Source organism: Candidatus Glassbacteria bacterium, from assembly GCA_019456185.1.
In the GTDB taxonomy this organism is placed as follows: Bacteria; Gemmatimonadota; Glassbacteria; order GWA2-58-10; family GWA2-58-10; genus JAJRTS01.
Genome location: VRUH01000012.1, coordinates 31,047 through 53,860, shown reverse-complemented (window position 1 = coordinate 53,860; position 22,814 = coordinate 31,047). Strand labels below are relative to the sequence as shown.

At 59.1% G+C, this 22,814-nt stretch carries 17 protein-coding genes, 1 tRNA gene and 1 pseudogene (1 of these 19 only partly in view); 16 read left to right on the top strand and 3 right to left on the bottom strand.

Annotated elements, in window-relative coordinates; all coding sequences use genetic code 11:
- Positions 1-6: 6 nt before the first annotated feature.
- The 4 genes from FVQ81_06615 to FVQ81_06600 are packed head-to-tail and all read left to right on the top strand — an operon-like array spanning position 7 to position 5,489.
- Positions 7-1,548, top strand: a complete 1,542-nt coding sequence (locus tag FVQ81_06615) for an amino acid ABC transporter substrate-binding protein (protein ID MBW7996230.1) — start codon at positions 7-9, stop codon at positions 1,546-1,548.
- A 26-nt stretch (positions 1,549-1,574) separates the two neighbouring features.
- Positions 1,575-2,312, top strand: a complete 738-nt coding sequence (locus FVQ81_06610) for a glycosyltransferase family 2 protein (protein MBW7996229.1) — start codon at positions 1,575-1,577, stop codon at positions 2,310-2,312.
- Positions 2,309-4,627 (top strand): YfhO family protein, encoded by a 2,319-nt coding sequence (locus FVQ81_06605; protein MBW7996228.1) that lies wholly within the window; start codon positions 2,309-2,311, stop codon positions 4,625-4,627. The genes FVQ81_06610 and FVQ81_06605 overlap by 4 nt, the downstream gene beginning before the upstream one ends.
- 13 nt (positions 4,628-4,640) lie before the next feature.
- Positions 4,641-5,489, top strand: coding sequence for a rhomboid family intramembrane serine protease (locus FVQ81_06600; protein MBW7996227.1), 849 nt, complete (start codon positions 4,641-4,643; stop codon positions 5,487-5,489).
- Between the two features lie 54 nt (positions 5,490-5,543).
- Here FVQ81_06600 and FVQ81_06595 read toward each other — a convergent pair whose 3' ends face one another.
- Positions 5,544-6,539 (bottom strand): DUF362 domain-containing protein, encoded by a 996-nt coding sequence (locus FVQ81_06595; GenBank protein MBW7996226.1) that lies wholly within the window; start codon positions 6,537-6,539, stop codon positions 5,544-5,546.
- Positions 6,540-7,472 (bottom strand): hypothetical protein, encoded by a 933-nt coding sequence (locus FVQ81_06590; protein MBW7996225.1) that lies wholly within the window; start codon positions 7,470-7,472, stop codon positions 6,540-6,542.
- Between the two features lie 160 nt (positions 7,473-7,632).
- Between FVQ81_06590 and FVQ81_06585 the strand changes: the two genes are divergently transcribed.
- The 12 genes from FVQ81_06585 (at position 7,633) to FVQ81_06530 (ending at position 22,649) form a co-directional block, all read left to right on the top strand.
- The gene (locus tag FVQ81_06585; protein ID MBW7996224.1) at positions 7,633-7,827 is read left to right on the top strand and encodes a hypothetical protein; all 195 of its coding nucleotides are present in this window, start codon (positions 7,633-7,635) and stop codon (positions 7,825-7,827) included.
- A 208-nt stretch (positions 7,828-8,035) separates the two neighbouring features.
- Positions 8,036-8,111: transfer RNA gene (locus FVQ81_06580), tRNA-Lys, on the top strand.
- A 71-nt stretch (positions 8,112-8,182) separates the two neighbouring features.
- On the top strand, positions 8,183-9,187 hold the full coding sequence (locus tag FVQ81_06575) for a GTPase Era (GenBank protein MBW7996223.1): 1,005 nt from the start codon (positions 8,183-8,185) through the stop codon (positions 9,185-9,187).
- A 37-nt stretch (positions 9,188-9,224) separates the two neighbouring features.
- A complete protein-coding gene (locus tag FVQ81_06570) occupies positions 9,225-9,386 on the top strand; it encodes a Trm112 family protein (protein MBW7996222.1) in 162 nt (53 codons plus the stop codon).
- Positions 9,386-13,408 carry a type IX secretion system sortase PorU gene (gene porU, locus FVQ81_06565; protein ID MBW7996221.1) on the top strand — a complete coding sequence of 1,341 codons (4,023 nt, stop codon included), beginning with the start codon at positions 9,386-9,388 and terminating at the stop codon, positions 13,406-13,408. Before FVQ81_06570 ends, porU begins: the two co-directional genes overlap by 1 nt.
- Before the next feature lie 85 nt (positions 13,409-13,493).
- Positions 13,494-14,489, top strand: coding sequence for a PorV/PorQ family protein (locus FVQ81_06560; GenBank protein ID MBW7996220.1), 996 nt, complete (start codon positions 13,494-13,496; stop codon positions 14,487-14,489).
- Between the two features lie 104 nt (positions 14,490-14,593).
- A complete protein-coding gene (locus FVQ81_06555) occupies positions 14,594-15,544 on the top strand; it encodes a hypothetical protein (GenBank protein MBW7996219.1) in 951 nt (316 codons plus the stop codon).
- A 399-nt stretch (positions 15,545-15,943) separates the two neighbouring features.
- Positions 15,944-16,927 (top strand): TRAP transporter substrate-binding protein, encoded by a 984-nt coding sequence (locus FVQ81_06550; GenBank protein ID MBW7996218.1) that lies wholly within the window; start codon positions 15,944-15,946, stop codon positions 16,925-16,927.
- An 83-nt stretch (positions 16,928-17,010) separates the two neighbouring features.
- Complete coding sequence (locus FVQ81_06545; GenBank protein ID MBW7996217.1) at positions 17,011-17,541, top strand: TRAP transporter small permease; 531 nt, start codon at positions 17,011-17,013, stop codon at positions 17,539-17,541.
- Positions 17,542-17,555: 14 nt separating this feature from the next.
- Positions 17,556-18,854: a TRAP transporter large permease gene (locus tag FVQ81_06540; protein ID MBW7996216.1), complete on the top strand. Its 1,299-nt coding sequence runs from the start codon at positions 17,556-17,558 to the stop codon at positions 18,852-18,854.
- A gap of 138 nt (positions 18,855-18,992) precedes the next feature.
- Complete coding sequence (locus FVQ81_06535) at positions 18,993-21,311, top strand: GWxTD domain-containing protein (protein ID MBW7996215.1); 2,319 nt, start codon at positions 18,993-18,995, stop codon at positions 21,309-21,311.
- A gap of 615 nt (positions 21,312-21,926) precedes the next feature.
- The gene (locus FVQ81_06530; GenBank protein MBW7996214.1) at positions 21,927-22,649 is read left to right on the top strand and encodes a lytic transglycosylase domain-containing protein; all 723 of its coding nucleotides are present in this window, start codon (positions 21,927-21,929) and stop codon (positions 22,647-22,649) included.
- 142 nt (positions 22,650-22,791) lie between these two features.
- Here the strand turns inward: FVQ81_06530 and FVQ81_06525 are convergent.
- Positions 22,792-22,814: pseudogene (locus tag FVQ81_06525) on the bottom strand (CvpA family protein) (it continues 427 nt past the right edge of the window).

Genomic DNA, 22,814 nt, shown 5'->3' with positions numbered 1-22,814 from the left:
TCGACGATGATTTTTTTTGAGAATCCCGCAAAACTGAATTTTTCCGCAGTAATCCTGCTGCTGGGATTGTTAGCCTGCGGCCCCGCTGCCAGGCGGGCTGCAAGTCCGGTGGCTGCGGTCCCCTCTGCCGGCCGGAACGCGGCGCTGATGAGGGCCGTGGACGCCTATGGCGATGGCGGTTATCAGCGTGCGGCAGTCCTGATCGACTCCCTGCTGACCCGGATCGCTCCCTCCGACAGCCAGTTGAATTTCCTGGCGGCCTACTACGGGATCAGGGCCAGGCTGGCCCTGGCAACCGACCCTGCCGGCCTTGAAGCGTTCCTGGAGCCTGTCGCTCACCTTATCCCGGAAAATCAGCTTGCCGAGCTGCGCTATCTTATCGATGGGCCGGACCGGAAAGCACCCGGGGAACACGACCTGGGACCGGAGGTCGCTTACCGGATCGGCGTGATCCTGCCGCTGAGCGGACGGTTCTACGAGTTCGGCGAGGCGATACTCGAGGGTGTCCGGCTGGCCGCCGATGAATTCAACCGCAATGCCGCACCTGGCGGCCGGATCGAACTGGCCGTGCGTGACGACAGGGGCGAACCTGTACGGGCGGCGTCACTTGGACGCGAGCTGGCGACAGACAGTACCGTGGCCGCCCTGATCGGCAGCCACGGCAACGAGGCCTCGCTCTCGCTGGCGCTGGTTTCGGCGGTGCAGAATATCCCGCTGATTTGCCCCACCGCCGATGCGCCGGGGCTTGATGGGATCGGCAACGCGATTCACGTGCTCAACCGAACAGACCCGCAGCTTTCAGCCGCTGTCGCCGACGCCTCGGTGAAAATGATGAAGCTGCATACTTTCGCGGTGGTTGCCGAAGACGATGAGCGGGGAAAACTGCTGGCCGACGGATTTATCGACAAAGTGAAAGAGGCCGGGGCAACTGTGGTGGCCGACCTGAGATATCCCGTGGAATCAAGCAATTTCGAGAACCAGATGACTCTGATCCAGCGCTACCTTCCCGATGCGATTTACCTGACTGCCAAGAGCGACATGATAACCCAGCTCGCCAGCCAGGTTTATTATTACGGCATGGGCGGAGTTCAGCTTATCGGGGGAGAGTACTGGGACAGCGAGCGCGTGATCCGGATGGGCGGGGAATATGTGGATGGCGGACTGTTCAGCTCTCCGTTCTTCCAGGACAGCGACCGTCTGCGCTGGCACCAGTTCAAAACCGAATACGAGGAAACCTTCCGTCGCCCGGTCAACAGGTTCTCCGCCTATGGCTACGATGCTGTCGGGATCGTGCTCAACTCGCTTCAAAGAGTCCCGGCCAGCCGGGAGGCGCTGGCCATCAGGCTCCGCTCCGGCCTTGAGTACAGCGGTGCGACCGGTATCTACACTGTCGGCGCGGACGGCCGGGTCAACAGGAACTACTTCGTGCTGAGGCTTGTCTCGGGGAGTATCGTTCCCGCCCAGGCGCAGCCGGAGGACAGTGAACCGCCGGTTACCGGCCCGGACCAAAATCCCGGCAACGGATCACCGTCTGTTACCCCATACTGAACCGAAACTAGCGGAGTCCGGATCAATTGAGTCAGAATCGTCCCTACCTCTCACTGGTAATTCCGTCGTATAATGAAGAGCCGCGGATCGGCGAGACATTGCAGGGGATCATCGATTACTGCCGCGAGCGTTCCTACGAGGTCGAAATCCTGGTTGTGGACGACGGCAGTACGGACGATACGAAGCGGGTGGCGGAATCCTACGGCGGCAGGAGAGTGCCCCTGGAGGTGATCAGTTACGAACCCAACAGGGGTAAGGGCTACGCGGTAAAAACCGGCATGCTGGCGGCGCGGGGCGAGTACGTGCTGTTCGCCGACGCCGATATGAGTACGCCGATCGAGATGCTCGAGCGCTTCGAGCCGTTGATGCAGGCCGGCGAGGACGTGATCATCGGTACGCGCAAGGTGGCCCAGGCCACGGTGGTCCGTCACCAGCCGTTCTACCGCGAGAACATGGGCAAAGTGTTCACCTGGCTGTCTAACGTGATTTTGGGCCTGAACGTGAGTGATTTCACCTGCGGCTTCAAGTGCTTCAGCCGCCGGGCGGTAGAGCAGGTGTTCGGCCGCCAGACAATCTGGGGCTGGGGCTATGACACCGAGATTATCTACCTGGCCAGCAGCCTGGGTTACGTTGTCCGCGAGGTCCCGGTAGTGTGGTACAATGACGAGGCCACCCGGGTCAAGCTCTGGAAACACGTGTTCACCAGCCTGGGCGAACTGATCAGGATCTGGCAAAACAGCAGAAAGGGGTTTTATTCCTCGTGAATGCTGCGGCCAATCGCAAGCCCGGGCGTAACAGGAACGACGGGCGGAGCCAACCTGAACCCGGTCGCGACCCTCTGCCCTCGTACGTTCCATACGCCCTGCTCGCCGCTTTGACTCTCGTATTCTTCTGGGGACTTTTTTCGCCATCCAGCCGTAATTGGCTCTGGGAAGACTTCCTCTATTTCGCCCACCCGGCGCGGATGTTTGCCGCTTACTGTTTCTCGATCGGCGAGTTCCCGTTCTGGAACCCCTACGTGTTCGGCGGCCAGCCGTTTTTCGCCGATATCCAGACCGCCGTGCTCTACCCGTTCAATCTCATCCATTCCCTCCTGGCCGGCGGGCAGACAGGCAGCTATCTCCTGCTGGAGCTTATCGAGGTCTTCCATTTCTTCCTGGCCGGTTTTTTTACTTTCCGCTTCCTCAGGCTCACCGGCGCCGATCAGCAGGGATCGCTGCTGGGTGCGATCACGTTCGCCTTCAGCGGCTATCTGGTGACCCATGCGATCCACACCAATTTTGTTTTCGTGTTCATCTGGCTGCCGCTGGTGCTCGAACTCTTCGAGCGTGCGCTCGGCAGCGGCAAGTTCCGCTATGCGATCATCTGCGCCGCCGTACTGGCGGTCAGTACGGCCGGAGGCTATCCTCAGTACACGCTTTACATCTATTATGTCCTCGCCCTCTACTGGCTGGTTAACGAGATTTTCAGCGCCCGTTCCGCCGGCTGGCGCAGATCCGCGACGGTCACCAGAGCCGCGGTGCTGGGTTTTATCACCGCGGCGGCACTGGGATTGAACCTCGTGTCATGGCTGCCGGCGGCTGAGCTGGCCGAGTACACCCCCCGCAGCGAGATGAGCTACGAAGCGTCCGTGGAGCACTCGCTGGAGCCGCGGATGCTGCTGAAACTGGTTGCCCCGCGCTTTTTCGGCACCCAGTACCCTGAACAGAACACCTACTGGGCCGGCGGCTACGGCTCTTTCTGGGAGACCTGCCTGTTCGTGGGTATCCTGCCGTTGGCGCTTGCTCTGTTCGGCCTCAAGGGAGCCCGGCGAAACCGTCACCTGGCGTTTGCCGCGGCCTTGACATTTATCTGCCTGTGGCTGGCCCTGGGCAGGTACGGTCTGCTCTACAAACTGTTCTTCCACGTCGCTCCGGGATTCGGTAAATTCCGTCACCCGGGACGGTTTGCGGGTCTGGCCTCGCTCGGTCTGGCGCTGCTGGCGGCCCACGGCTGGACCATGCTGGCCGTCGAAATCAACGCTAAAGCAACAGGATTTTTCAGCAGCCGCCTGTTTTATATCCTGCTTGGAATCTGCGCTGTGCTGGCCCTGGCCTACGTCTGGGGTGGCAGCGGGCTTGACGACCCCCGTCTGGCGATGATTTCCCGGACCGCGGTGATAATGTCGGCGGGCTGGGTATTATTGGCATTCCTGCTGTTGGCGTCTGTCTGGTATCTCGGGAGAGACTCTCGCAGGGCAGCCTGGCTCGGCCTTGCCGTATGTCTGGCGGCGTTCGGGGAACTGTACTGGTTCGGGGTTCCGTCTATCTCGGGTAGCAGGTCCCCCACCGATCTGTACCAGGACAATTCGGCAGTGCGCCGCTTCCGGCGGGATGCGGAACAGGAACTGTTCAGGATCAATGCCCGCAGCCTGGAAAACCCGGGCGCGATGGTCCTGCGGCGTAACCAGGGGAGCATTCACCGGTTGTTCCTGATCGAGGGCTATAACCCCCTTCAGCTCGAGCGCAGGCTGAAAGATGTCGCCCGGGAGCGGCGGTTCGACCTGATGAATGTCAAGTACGCGATCTATATTGACCAAGAGAAACAGCAGATGGGAATGGAGCTGCGCAGCGGCTACCTGCCCCGCGCGTTCATGGCGGTCAACTGGCGGGTGATCGGGGAGGACGGCGAAATTCTGGCCGCTCTCAACGATTCCGGGTTCGATCACAAGTCCGAAGTCGTCCTGGAAAGCGATCCCGGTATCGAGCCTGGCGAACCGCCGGCAGCAGGACAGGCAGCGGCCGAAGTTGTCAAATATACGCCGGGAGAAATTGTCGTGCGCACCGAGTGCGCCGCAAACGCGGTTCTGGTGCTGAGTGAGTGGCACTATCCGGCCTGGAGCGCCAGTGTCGACGGCCGGCCGGCTGAAATGCTTCGCGCCGATTACGCCCTGCGGGCGGTGGCGCTGGAGGCCGGAATCCACGAGGTGCGTTTCGCTTACGAATCGGATAAGTTCCGGACAGGCTTGTTTTTGAGCCTGATCAGCCTGGCCGGCCTGTTGGTTGCGGGGGCTGTGTCGGTTAAACTGGGAAAATTCTGAATGAGAGAAGACAGTGCGGTATAACCCGTCATACGAGGGAATTCGCTACAGTTTCGGCGGGTCGCTCACCCCGTTCGTCAAGTACGTGCTGATAATCAGCACGGCCTCGTTCCTGATCGGCAAGCTGTTTCTGGCGGCGGGCAGCGCGTTCTGGATCAGAACATTCGGGCTTACCCCGACGATGGTGACCGGGTATTTCACGATCTGGCAGTTCACCACCTATATCTTCATGCACGACGGCCTCTGGCACCTGCTGTTCAACATGTTCGCGCTGTGGATGTTCGGCGGAGAACTGGAGCGAAACTGGGGAAGCCGTGAGTTCGGTGCGTTTTTCCTGCTGATCGGCACGGTGGTCGGCCTGCTCTATGCCGTGTTCGCCTCGGGCCTGCCGCTGATTATCGACGCGGGCAGTCCGGGCCAGGTGCTGATCGGCTCCAGCGGCGCGATATTCGGCGTGCTGGCGGCCTACGGGATGTGTTTCCCGAACCGTCAGGTGCTGTTCATGCTGATCTTTCCGATCCCCGCCAAGTATTTCGTCCTGCTGCTGGCCGGAATCGAGCTGTATTTGATGCCTTTTCAATCCAACGTTTCGCATTTCGCACACCTGTCCGGCATGCTGATCGCTTATATCTACCTCAAGAAGGACTGGAGCCTCTCGACGATCAGTGACAAGTTCTACGAAAGACGGCGGCGCAAGAGAATCAGGCTGGTCGAACAGCGGCAGGAACACGAGGAACAGGGCCGTGAGGAAGTGGACCGAGTCCTGGACAAGATCAGCTGCAGCGGGATCGAAAGCCTGAGCAAGCGGGAGAGAAAAATCCTCGAAAGCGCCAGCCGCAAGGGGCGCAGGAAAGAAGACTGATTCTCCCGTTTATAAACTTCCAAACAAGTTGCATCCCTGCAAGTCAGGAGCCGGTCAGATCAACCGGTCTTTTTCCTCTCCCAGGGCTATCAGGTCAATCCGTTCCGGATCGGCGACGCCAAGGCCCCATTTTGTGTCGGCCAACGGGACATGTTTCGGCGGCGGGTTGATCGGCCAGGGGCGGCCGCGATGCCGGTCGCGCTTGGCCTGGAGCAGTTTCGTGCATAGCGTGTCCACCGCCACCGGGTCTTCGGCCGCCATCAATCCGCCGTAGCGCCACAGGTAGGCCGGGTTCACCTGCGGACCACCCTCGAACAGCGGCTGCAGGCAGTCGAGCAGCACCAGCCGGCTTTTGTCCCTGATCGAATCGATAGCGCCCAGCATGCCGAGATCCGCGCAGCTGTCCCCGTGAATCGGGAACGGGGTGTCGTAGTCGCGGACGTTGATCGCCGTCACCGCGCCGCACCAGTTTTTGATCGCACCGGCCATTCCGCTCAGCCAGTGGCTCTTGAGAGCCGGGATATTGATCAGCGCGGTGGCCTCTTCGGTTATGATCCGGCTCACCGAGTTATCGCCGAACCCGTAATGCATCTTCCGCTCGTAGGCTCCTTTCACGCCGATACCGGCGTTGTCCCGGTCCCAGACGATAATTTTTTCGTTACTGACGCCTGCCCTGACCAGCAGACGGGCAAGCGCGGCCACCAGTTCGGGATGAGTGGCGGTCATCATCACGTTCATCTTGATGCCCACTGTGTCCCCGGGATTGATAAAATGCCTGATCGCGCTCACGCCGTCCTGCTCTCCGGTATAGGCGCACACCGCCCGTTCCAGCATCCCGCCCATCAGCTCGCTCTCGCGCTGACCCTCTGGCGTCATCGCCGCCGCATCGCGGACCAGGACCACCCGCGAGCGCGTATCTTTTTTGCTTTTGTGGTCACTCTGTGCCCGCGATTCCGTTGCCAGGCCAATCCCCAGGCCGACAGCGGTTGCGGCGCCATGGCGGATAAAATCCCTGCGGCCGATATTTTTCCGTTCCTCGCTGGCGCTCATCTATTCCTCCTGAAACCGGGAAAGTGTATCAGCGATTTCCAGTTTAATTCGATTGAACCAGTCTGCCGGGGCATCCCCGAATACTGTCAGCAGATGGTTTCCGGCCGTAGATATGTCAACCAGTCCGGCCGATTGAGCCTCCGGAGAGAGTTTGACCGCTCTCGCCGCCTTCCGGGCGTCATCCGGAGAAGGGTAGCGGACCAGTACCAGACGGCAGTATTTCCGGCTGCTCCGGCCGAGAGCGTACTCGGCTGTCACTGCCCCGGTTTGCATGCCGAGATTCAGCGGATTGCTGTCGCCGAGGTAGACGAAGCTGTTCAGCGAGATATGAGTATGGAAGTAGCAGATACTTTCCTCGACGACACCCTCGGACGGCAGGGCTTTCAGCAGCCGGGGCCTGCCCTCGCCTGCCGGGAAGGGGATTGCGGCGCCGATTTTCCTGCCGAACTGCGCCAACTCCTCGCCCAGTCCGCCCGACAAATCGATATCCTGGACCCTGACGAAACATGGTCCCTGCCAGAACTGGAGCAGGTAGTCGCCCAGGTCGGCGTCGCTGCCGATACCGCCGGGGTCCCGGCCTGAGCGGTCGGAGGAGAAAATCCCGTATGCGTTGGCCGGGTTATCCATCAGATAGATTTCAACTCGCAGCGTGCCCTGTTTTGACGAGTTTGTGAAATCCGCGATGTACAGGCCGGAAAACCCGTAACCCAGATACCGTTCCGCACCGCCGTTGACATATTCGTGCAGGTTTGCGGGGCCGTAAAATACATCGATTCCATCCTGAGCCCAGTTGCCGGGAGGCACGGCAAAGGAGCGTAAATCGTCGATACTCGGATCTTCGCTGCCGCTATAACTACAAGCCAGCACTGCGGTTAAAAAGACTCCTGTCAGCAGCGGACTGAATAAAACCTGAACTGTACCGGTCAAATACATTGTGGGCCGTCTCCCGGACAATAATTTCCCGGAACCAAAGCGAGTTGGAGACTGCGGAAACGTCGAAATGCCTGAAAACAATCTTAGTGGAACAGGCCTGACCAGTCAAGAGTCAACTGGTATAGTTATTGCTACTGATAAAGTATTAAGTGAGTTGACCATGAAAACGGACGACCGGAAAAAGGATAACAGCATGTGCAAGCACAAGCACCTGGTATTCCTCGGCAAGCAGGAAATGCCCGCCAAGGAGCACTTTTTGGCCCTGTTTAACTGCCTGGACTGCTGTTCGACGATAGCGTTGAAGATGGCCAAGGAAGCCGGCCGCTCCAAAGGAAACCTCTCCAGAAGCGCCTGAACGACTTTCCCGCCGGAATTTTCCTTTAAACGGCCAGTTAAAACCTGAATACCCGCCGAGGCAAGCGCCGCGGTGTGCCGGCCTGCAGGTAAAAAATAACTTGATCGGTATTGCCGCAGCTGTTATATTCGCGGCCAGTCCGGCAGTTAAAGGAAACGGCATTCCCTTCCCGAGAGGTTAATCCAACCTTATTCTTGTCCGATTCAGTGCGCCGTTAGCTCAACTGGCAGAGCAACTGACTCTTAATCAGTAGGTTCGGGGTTCGATTCCCCGACGGCGTACCATTTTATTTCCTGATGATTATGTTGATTTTCAGCAGCGCAGGGTGCGCGATTTTTGGCAATCCTTGCCCCCGATGCCGTGCGGGTGTAATATCGACATCGTATCTTATCTGAACGCGTTACCTTCACCCGGGGAGAGTGCGGCAGTGGCGCTCGATGAGGCGGCAGGCGCAGACAGCGGCAAGGTTACCCGCAGCGGGATCGTGGCGATTGCCGGACGGCCCAACGTGGGCAAAAGCACCCTGCTCAACGCCATGCTGGGTCAGAAAATCTCGATTGTCAGCCGCAAGGCGCAGACCACGCGCCAGCAGGTACTGGGTATCCTCAGCCGGGACAACTGGCAGGTGGCGTTTATCGATACGCCCGGAGTTATCGACCCGCGCGACAGGCTGCAGGAATTCATGGTCCGGGCCAGTTTCAAGGCGGTCAGCGGCGCGGACCTGGTGGTGGTGATGATCGAGGCGCGCAGCAGGCACGACCCGGAACTGGAAGAGCTGCTCAAGCGGCTTGGCGGTCTCGACGTGCCGCGCCTGCTGGTGATCAACAAGGTCGATCTGGTGGAGAAAGAGTCGCTGCTGCCGCTGATTCAGCGTTTCGACAACTCGGGCATCTTCGAGGCGATCGTACCTGTCAGCGCCCTGCACGGCGAGGGTGTCGAGGAGTTGCTCGGGGAGATAGCAGGCAGGCTGCCGGAGGGACCGTTCCTTTACGACCCTGAGCAGATCGCCTCGCAGCCGATGAGGTTTTTCGCCGCGGAGCTGATCCGCGAGACTATCTTCGAGTCCACCCGCGATGAGCTTCCATACGCAACCACCGTGGCGGTGGATGAGTACAAGGAACGCGCGGCCGGGAAAATCTATATCCGCGCGCTGATATATGTGGAGCGCGAGAGCCAGAAAAAAATCATTATCGGACGCAAGGGAGCGCAGCTCAAGCAGATCGGCAGGGATGCCCGGAAAAAGATAGAGGAATTTACGGGTGTCGGCGTGTTTCTGGAGCTGTGGGTCAAGGTCCGTGCAAAGTGGCGTAAGGATCTGCCTTTTCTACAGGACAGCGGCTTCGACAGAAACCAGCTGTAACAATCCGCAACCAACGCTACAAACGGGAGGCGTTATGCTGGACGACAAGTTGCTCGAAATCCTGGTTTGCCCCAAGTGCAAAGGCGAACTGGTGTACGAAAAGGAGAAGGACGAGCTTGTATGCAACGCGTGTCGCCTGATCTACGATATCAAGGATGATATTCCGATCATGCTGATTGACGAGGCCCGTTCATTCTGATGGCCCAACTGACCCGCAGCCGCATAGTGCAGGCCATGCCGGCGGCAGTCCTGTTGATGGTGCTGGCCACGGCCGGCGAGTCTCCGTGCCGGACTGCTGCTTTTGACCTGGTTGGCGGCGGCGGCTCGCGGGTGGTGCTTTCTTTTCGTCTGCCGGCCTGGCGGCTTGTGCCGGTTGAGACCGGCGCCGGAGAGTTTTACCGGATCGAGGCAGCCGGCGGCGAGGTTACTCCGCGGGCAGGCCATCCGGAACTTCCGTTGTTCAAGGCCACCGTGGCCGTTCCTCCCGGCGCTGTCCTGAATACCAACTGGAACATCCTCTCCAGCCGGACTGTTAACTGCGGTAACCTTCTCCCGGCACAGCCGATTGTAACAGGCGAGCGGAACCCGGTTCCCGCCACGGAGTACGCAGCCGAAATAATCAACGCCGGCGGGGTGAATGCCCGCGCCGTTGAAATCTCAGGCCCGGCCCGCCTGCGCGATTTCACGGTCGCTGAAATCATTGTCCGGCCATTCGCCTGGAACATGAAAAATGGTACTCTGCGGGTAACAGAGTCACTACAGGTGTCACTTGAGTTTAAGGTGAGCGCACAGTTTCCGGGGTACAGTGCAGGTGGCCGCAGCGAAAAATTGTACGAGACCCTGTATCGGAATGTAATCCTGAATTACGAAGATGCTGTCGGGTGGCGCGGCAGCGGGGGCAATGCGACGGCTCTGCTGGCCGCCGGGCCGTTCGGCAACGGTGCGAACTGGGTCGAAATCCGGATCGACAGCAGCGGGATGTATGCCCTCAGCGGAAGCAGCCTGCAAAGTGCCGGAGTCGATCCGGGACAGGTGGAAATTGCGACAATGCGGCTGTTGACCGGCGGCAACAGGATGCTGGCGGAGAGTAATATCGGCCGGGGGCCGGAGCTGGAGGAAGTGGCGATATCCGTACTCGATGGGGGGGACGGCCGGTTTGACGCATCCGACAGGATAATCTTCCACGGCCGCGGCACTGACCGCTTTAATGTAACTTTTCCTGCGGGAGCTGTCTCGTATGAGCGTCACCGCTACGAAAATCATGCGGCCTACTGGCTGACCTGGGGAGGTTCGCCGGCTTCGGTGATGAGGATAGCCACCGCAGCCGGGAATACCTCGGGCGGGCAGCCGTCGACCGCCGCCGAGCGCTGGCTGCACTACGAGGACAACACGCAGTACCTGGCCCTGGAACAGCTTGGCGGCCGGTCTGTCAATCCCGCCCCGGACTACTGGGGCTGGGTGCTCGAACCGGATCGGTCGGGGCTGATCTCGCGCACATTCGCGCTGCCCGCGGCTCCGTCGGCCGGAACGCACAGCCTGCGGTTCGAGCTTTACGGCCGCGGGCTGCAATACCCGTCCAACTGGACCGTGTCCCTCAACGGCGGCACTGTTCAAAGCCGCACCAACAGAGAACCGGTCGCAATAACCAGCGAGTGGTTCGAGCTGGCCGAGGGCCAGCTCGCCGAGACGGGCAACAGTTTTACCCTGGCCGCGCGCGGGCACTATCTGGGCTGGTTCGAGCTGCGGGCGGTGCTGCCGCTGGAGCTGGTGTCAGGCAGCCAGCTTGCTTTTCACGAGCGGCGCAATTTCACTGCCCTGTCATACCGGTTTACCGCACAAGGAGTTACGCAGCTTTCCCTGTATGAAGTTACCGTTTCCGGGCAGCCTGCTGTAATTCCCGGCGAGAGCCCCGAGGCTGTATACAACGCTCCTCCTTTTACATCGAACCTGACCCGTTCGTTTATCGCTGTTGCGGATGACGGCTACCGCGAACCTGTGGATGTCCGTCCATACCAGCCAGCCGCCTTGAGCTCGCTGAGCGGCGCGGAATACCTGGTTATCGCTCCCCGCGAGCTGGCTGAACAGGCCGGTGAGCTGGCCCGGATGCGGAGCCAGCGCTTCAGCACGGCGGTGGTTGCGGTCGAGGATATCTACGCGGAGTACGCGCTCGGCTCTGCGGACCCTGTAGCCATTCGCAATTTCCTGTTCGATGCCTATACCAACTGGCCGGTGCGGCCGCAGATCGTGGTGTTTTTCGGCGACGGGCATGTGGATTACCGCGGAGTGACATCGCTCGGCAGGTCCCGGCCGAACCTGGTTCCGCCCTGGGTCGATACCCGGGATATTGCGGTCGAGGAGTGGTTCGTCCGCTTCGACTCAACGGGCCTTCCCCAGATCGCCACCGGGCGGATACCGGTCAAGACACCCGCCGAGGCGGAGCTGGTCCTGGATAAGATCGCCGCCTACGAGGAAGGCCGGGACGCCGGCGAATGGAGCAGGCGGATCGTGCTGGTTGCCGATGACGGTTACGTGCTGGGCCGCAGCTGCGACTTCGTATTAAACCATGTCCCCGGCTCGGAGAAGCTGGACTCGCTGATCCCGGTCGGGATTGTCCGAAGGAAAATTTATCTCGACAGCTACCGGTTCGATCCGCCCGAGATCGGCACGCGCAAGCCCGCGGCAAACCAGGACCTGATTAACTGGTGGAACAGGGGAGCGCTGCTAGTCAACTACCTCGGCCACGGCGGCAACCTCCACTGGGCCCAGGAGCGCGTGTTCGACGGGGAGCGGGACGTGGCCCTGCTGAACAACGGCTACCGTCTGCCGCTGGTGCTCAACTCATCGTGCTCGATCGGCCATTTCGACGACTACCGCGAGGAGGCGATGGCCGAGCGGATCCTGCTCAAGAGCGGCGGCGGGGCGGTTGCTGTCTTCGCGGGCACCAGGGTGACTTACGCGTTCCAGAACCAGGTGCTCAACCAGAAGTTCGTGGAGTACCTGTTCGCTGACGAGCCGCTGCCGCTGGGGATGATTCACCTGCAGAGCAGGTGGGACCTGGCCGCGGGCGACCGGGGCAACGCGGAACGCTACTCCGTGTTCGGCGATCCGGCATTGATCTTGCATAGACCTTCGAGGGATATCTCAGTTTCACCGGAGCCTGGTCAGCAACTCGCGCCGGGCGGCAAGGTGGAATTCAGCGGCACGGTCGGCCTGCCCGGAGGCGGGGTTGACGGCGGTTTTTCGGGTGTGGCCCAGGTGAAATTCCTGCTGACCGGCAGGCCGGTAGATATTGCCTATCAGTGCCTCGGCTCCAGCGGACTTACCGGCAGGAACGTATCGTTCGAGCGGACGCCATCGGTGCTGTTCGACGGGCCGGTCACTGTAGCCGGGGGGGCGTTCTCGGGAGCATTCGTGCTGCCGCTCAGGCTGGCGGGCGAACTGCCGTTGGACAGCCTGCAGGGGGCGACCGGCTTGTTCAGTGTCTACGCCACCAGCGAAACGACCGATGCAGCCGGGGCGAGCGAACAGTTGGCTTTGCCGCTCACCGGCGGCGCCAGCAGCGATACCAGCGCTCCCGAGATAAGACTGCTCAGCGGCGGGAGGGAACTCTCGGACGGAGACAGGGTAAGCCGGAATGAAACGCTGCTGCTGGCCCTCAGCGATCAGAGCGGGATCAACACCACGGGCAGGGCAGGCGAACAACTGACCGTGGAAGTGGACGGGGGGACGACCTGGTCGGCGGATTTGACCGGACTGTTCAGCTACAACCGGGATAGCTATCAGCAGGGAACGGCCGAAGTAGCATTGAGCCGGGTGCCCGAGGGACTGCACAGTTTCCTGTTCCGGGCGGTGGATAACGCGCTCAACTCGTCCAGGCTCGAACTGATGCTCAATATAACCGACAGTGCCGCCGGGCTGGCGCTGAGCAATGTGGTGAATTACCCGAACCCGTTCAGTGAAAAAACATCGATCTGTTTCGAGCTAACTCAGCCAGCGGAAGTATTGATCAGAATCTTTACTGTCGCCGGCCGGCCGGTCAAACAACTGCGAACCTTCGCACCGACGGCGGGGTTCCACATGGTGGACTGGTACGGTACGGATGAATATCAACAAAAAGTTGCCAACGGGGTATATTTGTATAAGATTACCTGCAGAAGCGTGACAGATATCTCATCCTCAGAGGAGGTGGAAGCCGTCGGTAAAGCACTACTTAGTCGCTGACAACGGAATAAACAGGCTGTGTGTATTGGTTAGCAGCACCTGATTTGAATAAAGGACAACTTCCCCCTGGAAGGAGCAATACCTGATGTTAAGGAAATTCCTGACTTTAACTGCCGTAATTACTCTGGTCCCGCTAGCGGTGCATACCTCGTATGCTCAGGGGGTCAAGGAAGAGTTCGCGGAGAAAAACGGAGCCCGGGCGATCGGGATGGGACATGCGTACACGGGTGTGGCCGAGGGCCTGACGGCAATCCTCTGGAACCCGGCCGGGCTGAATTCTGTCCAGAACACCTCGTTCTACTTTTCCCGTTACGAGGGCTTTTCGTTCACGGTCAGCGATCCCTCCGGCGGCGAGGTCGAGGACCAGATCAGTTTCAACCTGTTCAGCATCGGTATGCCGATCAAGGATATCGGCACGTTCGCTCTCACGATGAACCTCTGGGACCTGGGCGCCAGCGAGGTGACCAGCGTCGGCCAGGACCTGACCGGTCTGGATGACCAGAGCCTGTGGATGATCTACGGCTCTTTCGCTACCAAGTTCAACAAGAAGATCGATATAGGCGTGTCGATGAAGTATATCCGCGAGAAGCTCTCCAGTATGGAGGGCGGTATCGGCACCAGCGTGGCGGTGGATATCGGCGTGCTGTACCGTCCCCTGGAAGAGGTGCCTGTGCAGTTCGGCGCGGCTCTGCTTGATCTGGGTCCGAACATGCAGTTCAAGAACGAGTACCAGTCCGACCGTCTGCCGCGCAGGATCAGGGTCGGAGTCGGCTACAACATCCTCAAGCACCTGCTGGAGCAGGACCGGTTCAACCTGCTGCTCAGCGCGGATTACGAGCGCTTCCTGGTGGGCAACCCGGCAAACGACGGTTTCTTCCTGGGCACAGAGTTATCTATCGAGGCCACGGAAGACATGTTGCTGGGGCTCCGCGGCGGTTATCTCAGCGAGGAAGGCGAGCTGAACGGCGCGCTGATCGGCTTCGGCCTCGACTGGCGCGGTTTCAGTTTCGATATCGCCCGCGAGCTGGGAGTCAACCCGCTCAGCGACCGTACATTCTACGCGGTGTCGGCCAGCTTCTAAGCCGCCGCCATAGAGTTCCGCTATCAAAACGACAGGGCGCTCGCCGGGTTCGTTTCGCAACCTGTTCGAGCGTCCTGTCTTTTTAACTATCGAGCCGGGAAACCATGCGCACACATATTATTACGCTACTCGCTATCGCTGTCTTCCTGCAGCCGCTTGCCGCGGCTCAGCAGCAGAACGGTCCCCGCAGGGAAGCGCCGTTGTCCGGGCGGCTGGAGATGGGCCGGCATGCCGATGCCGTGCAGGAAGGCCCCTTCCGGCAGCGTGACAGCGACAGTTCCAAGCGACGGCTCAGCCCAGGGGTCCGTCTCCTGCTCGGAGTGCTTGTACCGGGTCTGCCCCAGTTCCTGGACGGCCGTCCTCGGGCCTGGGCGTATTTCGCGGTGGAGGGCGTCGCGGTTGGCGGCCTGGTGCTGCTCAACTCGCGGGGCAAGTCGTACAAGAACCGCTACGTCAATCTGGCGCGGGCCGCGCGCGGTAATTTCGTCTATCCGGGGCTGCGCAACAATCCCACCGAGGATGTGGACCTGATGGCCGAAGGCTACGGGGAGTACTTTGAGGACCTGCTCAAGTGGCAATCCAGCGGTGATTACGACAACGATCCCGACCAGCCGGGTATCCAGCCGGAAACCGATCCGCGCACCTATAACGGTCACCAGTGGGATATCGCGATGATCAACAACTACACCGGCACCAGCGGCGGCCTTCCGGTTCCCCTGAGCGCCGCGGAGGAGCAGGCGGCCCTGGACTTGTATCTACAGCAGGTATACACCCGCGGACTGAACTGGGACTGGACGGGTCTGGAAGCTGAAAACGCGGAATACCACCGCCTGTTCGACCGTTCGGAGAGCAGCTACCGCAGCCGCAGTAATTTCATCGCCGCACTGATCGCCAACCATATCGTCAGCGTGCTCGACGTGCTGATTACCGAAAGGCTCAGCAACAGCGAATCCCTGCGCCGGGCGGGAGTAAGTCTGGAGCTGCGGATGCACAGTCCCGCCGGCGCTCCGGCCGGTGCGGGCCAGCCGATGCTGACCGTGGGGCGGGAATTTTGATCTGTTTTCGCTCCCCCAAACAGTTTAGTTAGAAGCTATTTCATAACTTTAAACGGGACAACCCCCGCCTGCTACGCAGGCACCCCCTTTGTTAAGGGGGAATTGTCCGGTCTCAGGCTTTTTCGCACGGTGGATAGGGTTATACGGTTTTAGTCCCCCTTAGAAAAGGGGGAAACAGGGGGTTGTGTTTTTGGGCTTACCTGCCAATGGGCGAAAGTTTGAAATAAAACTCCAGTTATGAAACAGCTCCTAGTAAAGCGGGAGTATTTGCGGCGAGATGAATCTTTCCGGGCCGCATGAGAAGTTCTTGACTGGTTGTATCCCCCCATGTAACTTCACTCAAGTCCTGCCCTCGTCACGGCTACAGTTGAGCGCATTCGCACACTGCATGGGATCCGGATGAAAGATTTCCGCCGAATCATACTGCTGCCCCTAGTGCTGTTCCTGGTATTTGCCGCCTGCGGCGGTCCCTCCCAGCGTATTACCAGATTCAAGCTGTCTCACGGTCTCGACGTGATCCATCCCGTGCACCACGCGATGGAATATATGTCAAAGCGCCTGCGGGAACTCTCCGGCGGGTCGATGACAATCGATATCTACCCCAGCGAGCAGCTCGGCAGCGAGCGCGAGTCAATCGAGATGGTGCAGCTGGGCAGTATCGATATCACCAAGATCAGCGCGGCCGTGCTGGAAAGTTTCGAGCCCTCCTACAGCGTTTACTCGCTGCCGTACCTGTTCCGTGATACCAAGCACGCGTGGGACGTGTTCCTGGGGCCGGTGGGCCGGGAGATTCTGCTGGCGGGTTCCTCGGTGGGCCTGCGCGGCCTGTGCTACTACGATTCGGGCAGCCGGAGTTTCTATACCAAAGAGAAGGCGGTCAGGCACCCGGACGACCTGGTGGGGATGAAAATCAGGGTCCAGAAGAGCTACATGGCTGTTAAGACGATCCAGATCCTGGGCGGCTCGCCCACGCCTATCGACTGGGGGGAACTCTACACGTCGCTGCAGCAGGGAGTGGTGGACGGGGCCGAGAACAACCCGCCGTCGTTCTATACCTCGCACCACTACGAGGTCTGCCCGTATTATTTCCTGGACGAGCATACCACTATCCCCGATGTGCTGCTGATGAGCCAGGTGGTCTGGGACCGCCTGGCGCCCGCAGAGCAGGAGATGATCCAGACCGCGGCCGATGAGAGTATGCAATACCAGCGGGAAATCTGGGGCGAGATGGTGGCCGAGTCGCTGGACGAGGTCCGGGCCGCTGGCGTGGAGGTGGGCGTGCCGGATAAGGAGCCGTTCATGAAGAAAGTCCAGCCGCTCTACGACGAGTTCGCCGGGACACGGATAGAGGAACTGGTAAAGAGAATCAGGGCAGTGCAATAGGCTTGATGCAGAACTTTAGGCGTTATCATATAACACGATTACTTATAAGACGTTATGCTCATCATATAAGATAGCGATAAAAGATGCGCACACTGAAAAAACTGCTCGATAAAAGCCTTGAAACCGGCCTTTGGATCGCCATGCTGGCGATGACGCTGACCGTGATCTGGCAGGTATTTACCCGGTTCGTGCTGCGCGATCCCAGCAGCTGGACCGAGGAGCTGGCGATTTTCCTGCTGATCTGGATCGGCCTGCTGGGTTCGGCCGTGGCCCTGCACCGCGGGGCGCACCTGGGGATCGATATCGTGGTGGCCCGCATGAGCGAGCGCTGGGCACGGCTGACGGCTATTTTCGTATTCTGCTGCGTTATCTTTTTCGCGATGAGCGTGTTCTTTTTCGGCGGGATCAAGATGGTGGCCGTGGTGCTGATGACCAACCAGATCAGCCCGGCGCTGGGAATCAGGATGGGCTATGTCTACCTGGCCCTGCCGATCAGCGGCTTTTTCATCACCATGTACGCCGTTGAGTTCATCATCGATGAGATCAAGTTACTCTCCGGCCGGACAGTGGAGCGCATGCCCGAGACCGGCCGGATGGATGTGCCGATAGAATAACTGGAGTCCGACGGATGGAATACCTGCCGTTAATCGTGATGGTTGCAGTGTTTATCGTCCTGCTGCTGCTGAACGTGCCGATCGCCTTCAGTATCGGCCTCTCGACCCTGGCCGCCCTGTGGGCAATCGGCGGGCGGCCCGAGTTCGTCACGGTGGCCCATCGCGTAGCCACCGGTATCGACAGTTTCGCCCTGCTGGCCATCCCGTTTTTCATCCTCTCTGGTATGCTGATGGGCAGGGGAGGGCTGGCCCGGCGGCTGATCGATTTCGCCGGCACGATCGTGGGGCGCTTTACCGGGGGACTGGCGTTTGTCAACGTGGTCACCAGCATGCTCTTCGGCTCGATCAGCGGCTCGGCGGTGGCCGCTGTCAGCTCGATCGGCGGGTTTATGATCCCGGTGATGAACCGCAAGGGCTACGACCGCGATTTCAACGCCGCGGTCACGATCACCGCCGCGACCACGGGCCTGCTGATCCCCCCGTCGAATATCATGATCGTCTACAGCATGGCCGCCGGGGGCCTGAGCGTGGCCGCGATTTTCCTGGCCGGGTTCCTGCCGGGGATCCTGATGGGCCTGGGGCTGATGTTCGTCTGCTGGCTGGTGGCCCGGCGCAAGGGCTACGGCGAGGGTGAGAAAAGCAGTTTCAAACAGTTCCTGGTCAAGTTCAAGGAGGCGGTTCTCAGCCTTTTGCTGGTGGTGGTGGTGCTCGGCGGGATTATCGGCGGGGTGTTCACGGCCACCGAGGCCAGCGCAGTGGCGGTGGCCTATGCGTTCTTCCTGGTGGTGATCCTCTACCGCGAGGTCAAATGGCGCGACCTGCCGGGAATCATGCTCGAGTGCGGGATCACGACGGCGGTGGTGATGCTGCTGATCGGGACCTCGGTGGCGATGAGCTGGGTGCTGGCCTACGAGAATATCCCCCAGACGATCAGCGCGTTCCTGGTAGGCCTGACCGACAACCGGGTGGTGATCTTCCTGATCATCAACCTGATGCTGCTGATTGTCGGCACGTTCATGGACATGACTCCGGCCGTGCTGATCTTCACCCCCATCTTCCTGCCCGTGGTGCTCGAACTCGGCATGCACCCGATCCATTTCGGGATCATGATGATCTTCAACCTCTGTATCGGGCTCTGCACTCCGCCGGTGGGCACCTGCCTGTTTGTCGGCTGCTCAATCGCCAAAACCAGTATCGGCAAGGTAACTCGGCCGCTGCTGCCGTTTTTCGTAGCGATGATAATCGTGCTGTTCCTGATCACCTATCTGCCCCAGATCTCCCTGCTGGTGCCCCAGGCGTTCGGTTACAAGTAACGGCTCAGCCGCATCCCGGTTGCCGCGCGCCCTGTCCGCTGTTATATTGCCCCAAACATTTTTCCGCGTAATGTGTATTAACAGTAGTGCGCGAACTGTCCACCGATCTAATATCCAGTACCCGAGAGGTTTCCGCAGATGAGCTTCCGGTTCCCCATAGGATCTGTCACCCTGGTTCTGGTTCTTTTGTCCGGCAATCTGGCCGCCCAGACCGAGTTTGCCGATACTCTGTCCAGCGAAAAACTGTACGAGCTCTCGCTCGAGGCCCTGGAGAACAAGGGCTGGAAACGCGCCCGCGAGGCGATGAAAAAGTGGCTGGAGCGCGAAGAGGCCACCGCCGAGGTGCTGGTGATGCTGGGCAAGGCCCAGTTGAACCTGAAAGATGAGAAAGACGCCGAAAAATCGTTCAAAAAAGCCCTGGAAAAGGACGAACAGAACATGGACGCCCTGCTGGGTCTGTGCGAGGTCTATCTGATCCGGAACAAAGAGAAAAACATGCTAAACACCCTGGAGCAGATCGGGGAACTGGAGCCGGAAAGCCGTAAACTGCTCTATTACAGGGCGCTGGCAGCGGACAGGTTCGAACTTGAAGAGTATGGAGAGAGCTACTTCTGGGATACTCTCGAAGGCCTGGTGAAGACAGCCCCGGATGAGATGGGAACGCTCAACATACTCTGCGACGCCTATATCAACGACCGATTCCTCGAACGGGGAATCCTGTTCCTGACCGAGATGCAGGACCTCCACGGCGAACGCAGCGAGATCATGTTCCAGCTCGCCAGGATCTATACCCACACCGGTGATGAGGACCTGGCCCGCGACCTGTTCGCTCAGATCGAGGAGGCGGGGATCGATAACCTTACGCCCCGCCAGCGGGTGATGATGGCCCAGGAACTGTTCACGCTGGAGAACGACAACCTGGCCTGCGAGGCCTATTTCAGCGCCGCCAGGGTGATGGATGACAACCTGGCGCTGGAAATGTTCCAGGACCTTCGCGACCTGACCACCAGCGACCAGCGCCGCGAGTTCGAGCTTACTCCAACGGGGCGCAAGGGAATTTTTCTGATCTCGTTCTGGGGCCGCAAGGACCCGACTCCGACCACGGTCAGAAACGAACGTCTGGTGGAGCATTACCGCCGCCTGCGTTACGTGCGCAAGGAGTATTACAGCGCGCTTCGGCCCGGGTACGATGAGCGGGGCAGGGTCTATATCAAGCACGGGGAACCGGACCAGAAAACGAGTCTCAGCGGCAACTGGGCGATCAGGGACAATATCAGCTGGCTTTACAGTAAAAACCGCTCTAATCCGTTGATGTACCATTTCGTCTCCCGCGTTAACTATTACCGGATGGCCTACAGCCTGGAAGAGGCCCTGATCCCGGATATCGAATCGGAAATGAGCATGGGCGGACGTAACGTGGAGGAGCTGTTCCGCAGCAGGGCCGAAATCCATCCGAAGTACGATCAGCTCGCCAACGAAGTCCACAACTTTCAGGGCGGGAGTTTCGAGTATGCCCGCCGCACGTACCTTCAGGACCTGTTCCATGACGAGCTGCTGCTGACAGAGCGGGGGTTCACCGAAGGTGAGGTGACCGAGACCTATGAGCACGAGTTCGAGGAAGAGCCGATGAATTTCTACTACTTTCCGGTCTCGCTCAAAGGCCCGGACACGCTCAGCGCCCTGGGCGTGTATTTCGGCCTGCCCACCGATCAGATCAAGGTCCCCGATCCGTTCGGGACAGTCGAGGTGCCCGTGGAGCTGGAAGTGGTGCTCTACGACTCGTGGTGGCAGGAAGTCCAGCGGACCACTGTCTCCAAGACATACAGGGTCCCGAATTTCATCCCCTCGCGCGATGCGATGATCCCGGACCTGCTTTCGATGCAGATCGCGCCGGGTTACTACCATATGGCGGCCCGCCTCAAGCAGACCCGGACCAACCTGATGCAGATTTACAAGAGCAATTTCTATGTCGACAGCTACCGGAGCGAGGACAGCCTGTCTCTCAGCGACCTGATCCTGGCCACCAGCGTGGTTGAGGACAACCAGCCGAGCAAGTTCAATCTCAGGGGCCACCGGATCACGCCGCTGCCGTCATCATCGTTCAAGAGCGACATGCCGGTTTACGTCTATTACGAGCTCTACAACCTCGTCCCCGACTCGACCGGTACAAAGCATATCAAGGTCGACTACCTGGTCAGCTCCAGCAGCCGGGATCTCAGCACAGCCCGCCGGATTATCAATACCCTGGGGCGCTTTATCGGGGTGCGCAACGAGGTGGGCAAGGTGGTGACCACTTTCGAGCACGATATCAGCCGCCCCGGCAATATCGACCCGATCTATATCTCTATCGACGCATCCGCCTATGTCGACGGCCAGTACAACCTGCTGGTCACTACCGAAGACATGGTTTCCGGCCAGGTATCCACCAAGGACGTAACTTTTATCATCAGTAAATAGGCCTCTCAACTGGCGCCAGGCGGCTGCTTTATTCTGTGATTATCGGCAAAACAGAGCAATTGAAGGGGTTGTCGCGCGCTGCAGAGCTTTTCCGGCTCAGATCGTAGTGATATTAAGGAGGGCGCCGATATTGGACATTACTTTTAAGGCAATCAGGTATATCAGGGCAAAGATTGCCACCGTTACCAGAAAATCGACCGTCGTGTGAAAGTAATACCGCCATTCGCCTTTCAAAACATTCTCTTCTTTCCCTAAGTTGTTATAAAATCCCTTTGAAGAGCACTTGTATTAAAAAACATGGTTTATACTTGACAAAAGATGGTAAAAAGTTTATCTTAAAGCAACTTTTTTGGAAAAAAAGTGTAATAAAATTACAAAGATGTAAAATCGGGAATATCGTTTCGGGCTGATTCACTTTCAGCAGGTTAAGATAACCGGTTACGGTAAGCAATCTTTTTTTGAGAGACTTTTTCGAGTTCATCGAGGAAAGATTGCTTTTTTTATGGCATAGATTCTGCAACAATAACTTGAGAAACAGTGGTAGCAAGTTGTCCGCCAGCTAGCGGGATTACAAACCGGGCGGATTTGAGCCCGATTCATCAGGAGTTGACAGCAATGGGAAGAAGGAAACTGGATAACAACATAGACGTCCAGACCCGCAAGTGTCTGAGAGGTTGCCGTGTAAAGAGCGGCGGCGCCGGCATGTTGGCCAGGTTCGGTAATCTGGTATTTATGATTAGCGCTGTGGCTTTGATGGTCACAGTGGTGCTCGGCGTGTACCGCCTGCCCGGATCGGTCTCCACCGAAACGATGATCGCCGCGGGAAGCGCGATCAACCGCAACGAGATCCCCGAGCTTACCGAAGTGGCCGCCTGGCACAAGTTGGCTGTTCTGGAAGCCGGTAAAATCAAGCTCAATGAACAGATGAGGCATTTCGCCAACATGTTCAACGCCGATCTCCAGCTCGCCCGCCTGATCTACGATATCAGCGTGGACGAGGAGGTCGATCCCGAGTTGGTGTTCAGGGTTATCCGCACGGAAAGCAGGTTTGTCACCGACTGTGTCGGCCTGGTGGGTGAGATCGGCCTGATGCAGGTGCGCTACGGCACCGCGCTGACAATCGACCGTGGCGCAACGCGTAAAAAACTCTACGATCCGGCCTATAATATCCGGATCGGCATCCGCCATCTCAAGGACCATCTGCATTACTACCGCGGCGATATCAGGCTGGCTCTGCTGGCCTTTAACCGCGGCCGGGGCAGGGTTAACGAGCTGTTGAGCCTGGGAATGGATCCCGCCAACGGCTATGCCCGGCGCGTGCTGGATACGAGGCTTTAAGCTGCGGAATGAATTGGATTGGCCAAGCCGCCGTTCCACAAACCGGAGCGGCGGTTTTTTTGTCGGTTACTTTGCCGGATGGCGGAACGCTATTTGCTCAGGTCCGGCAGTTCCGGGAACAGGCCGGCGTCTTTCAGCGAGTTCACAATGCGATAGCTGTACCCT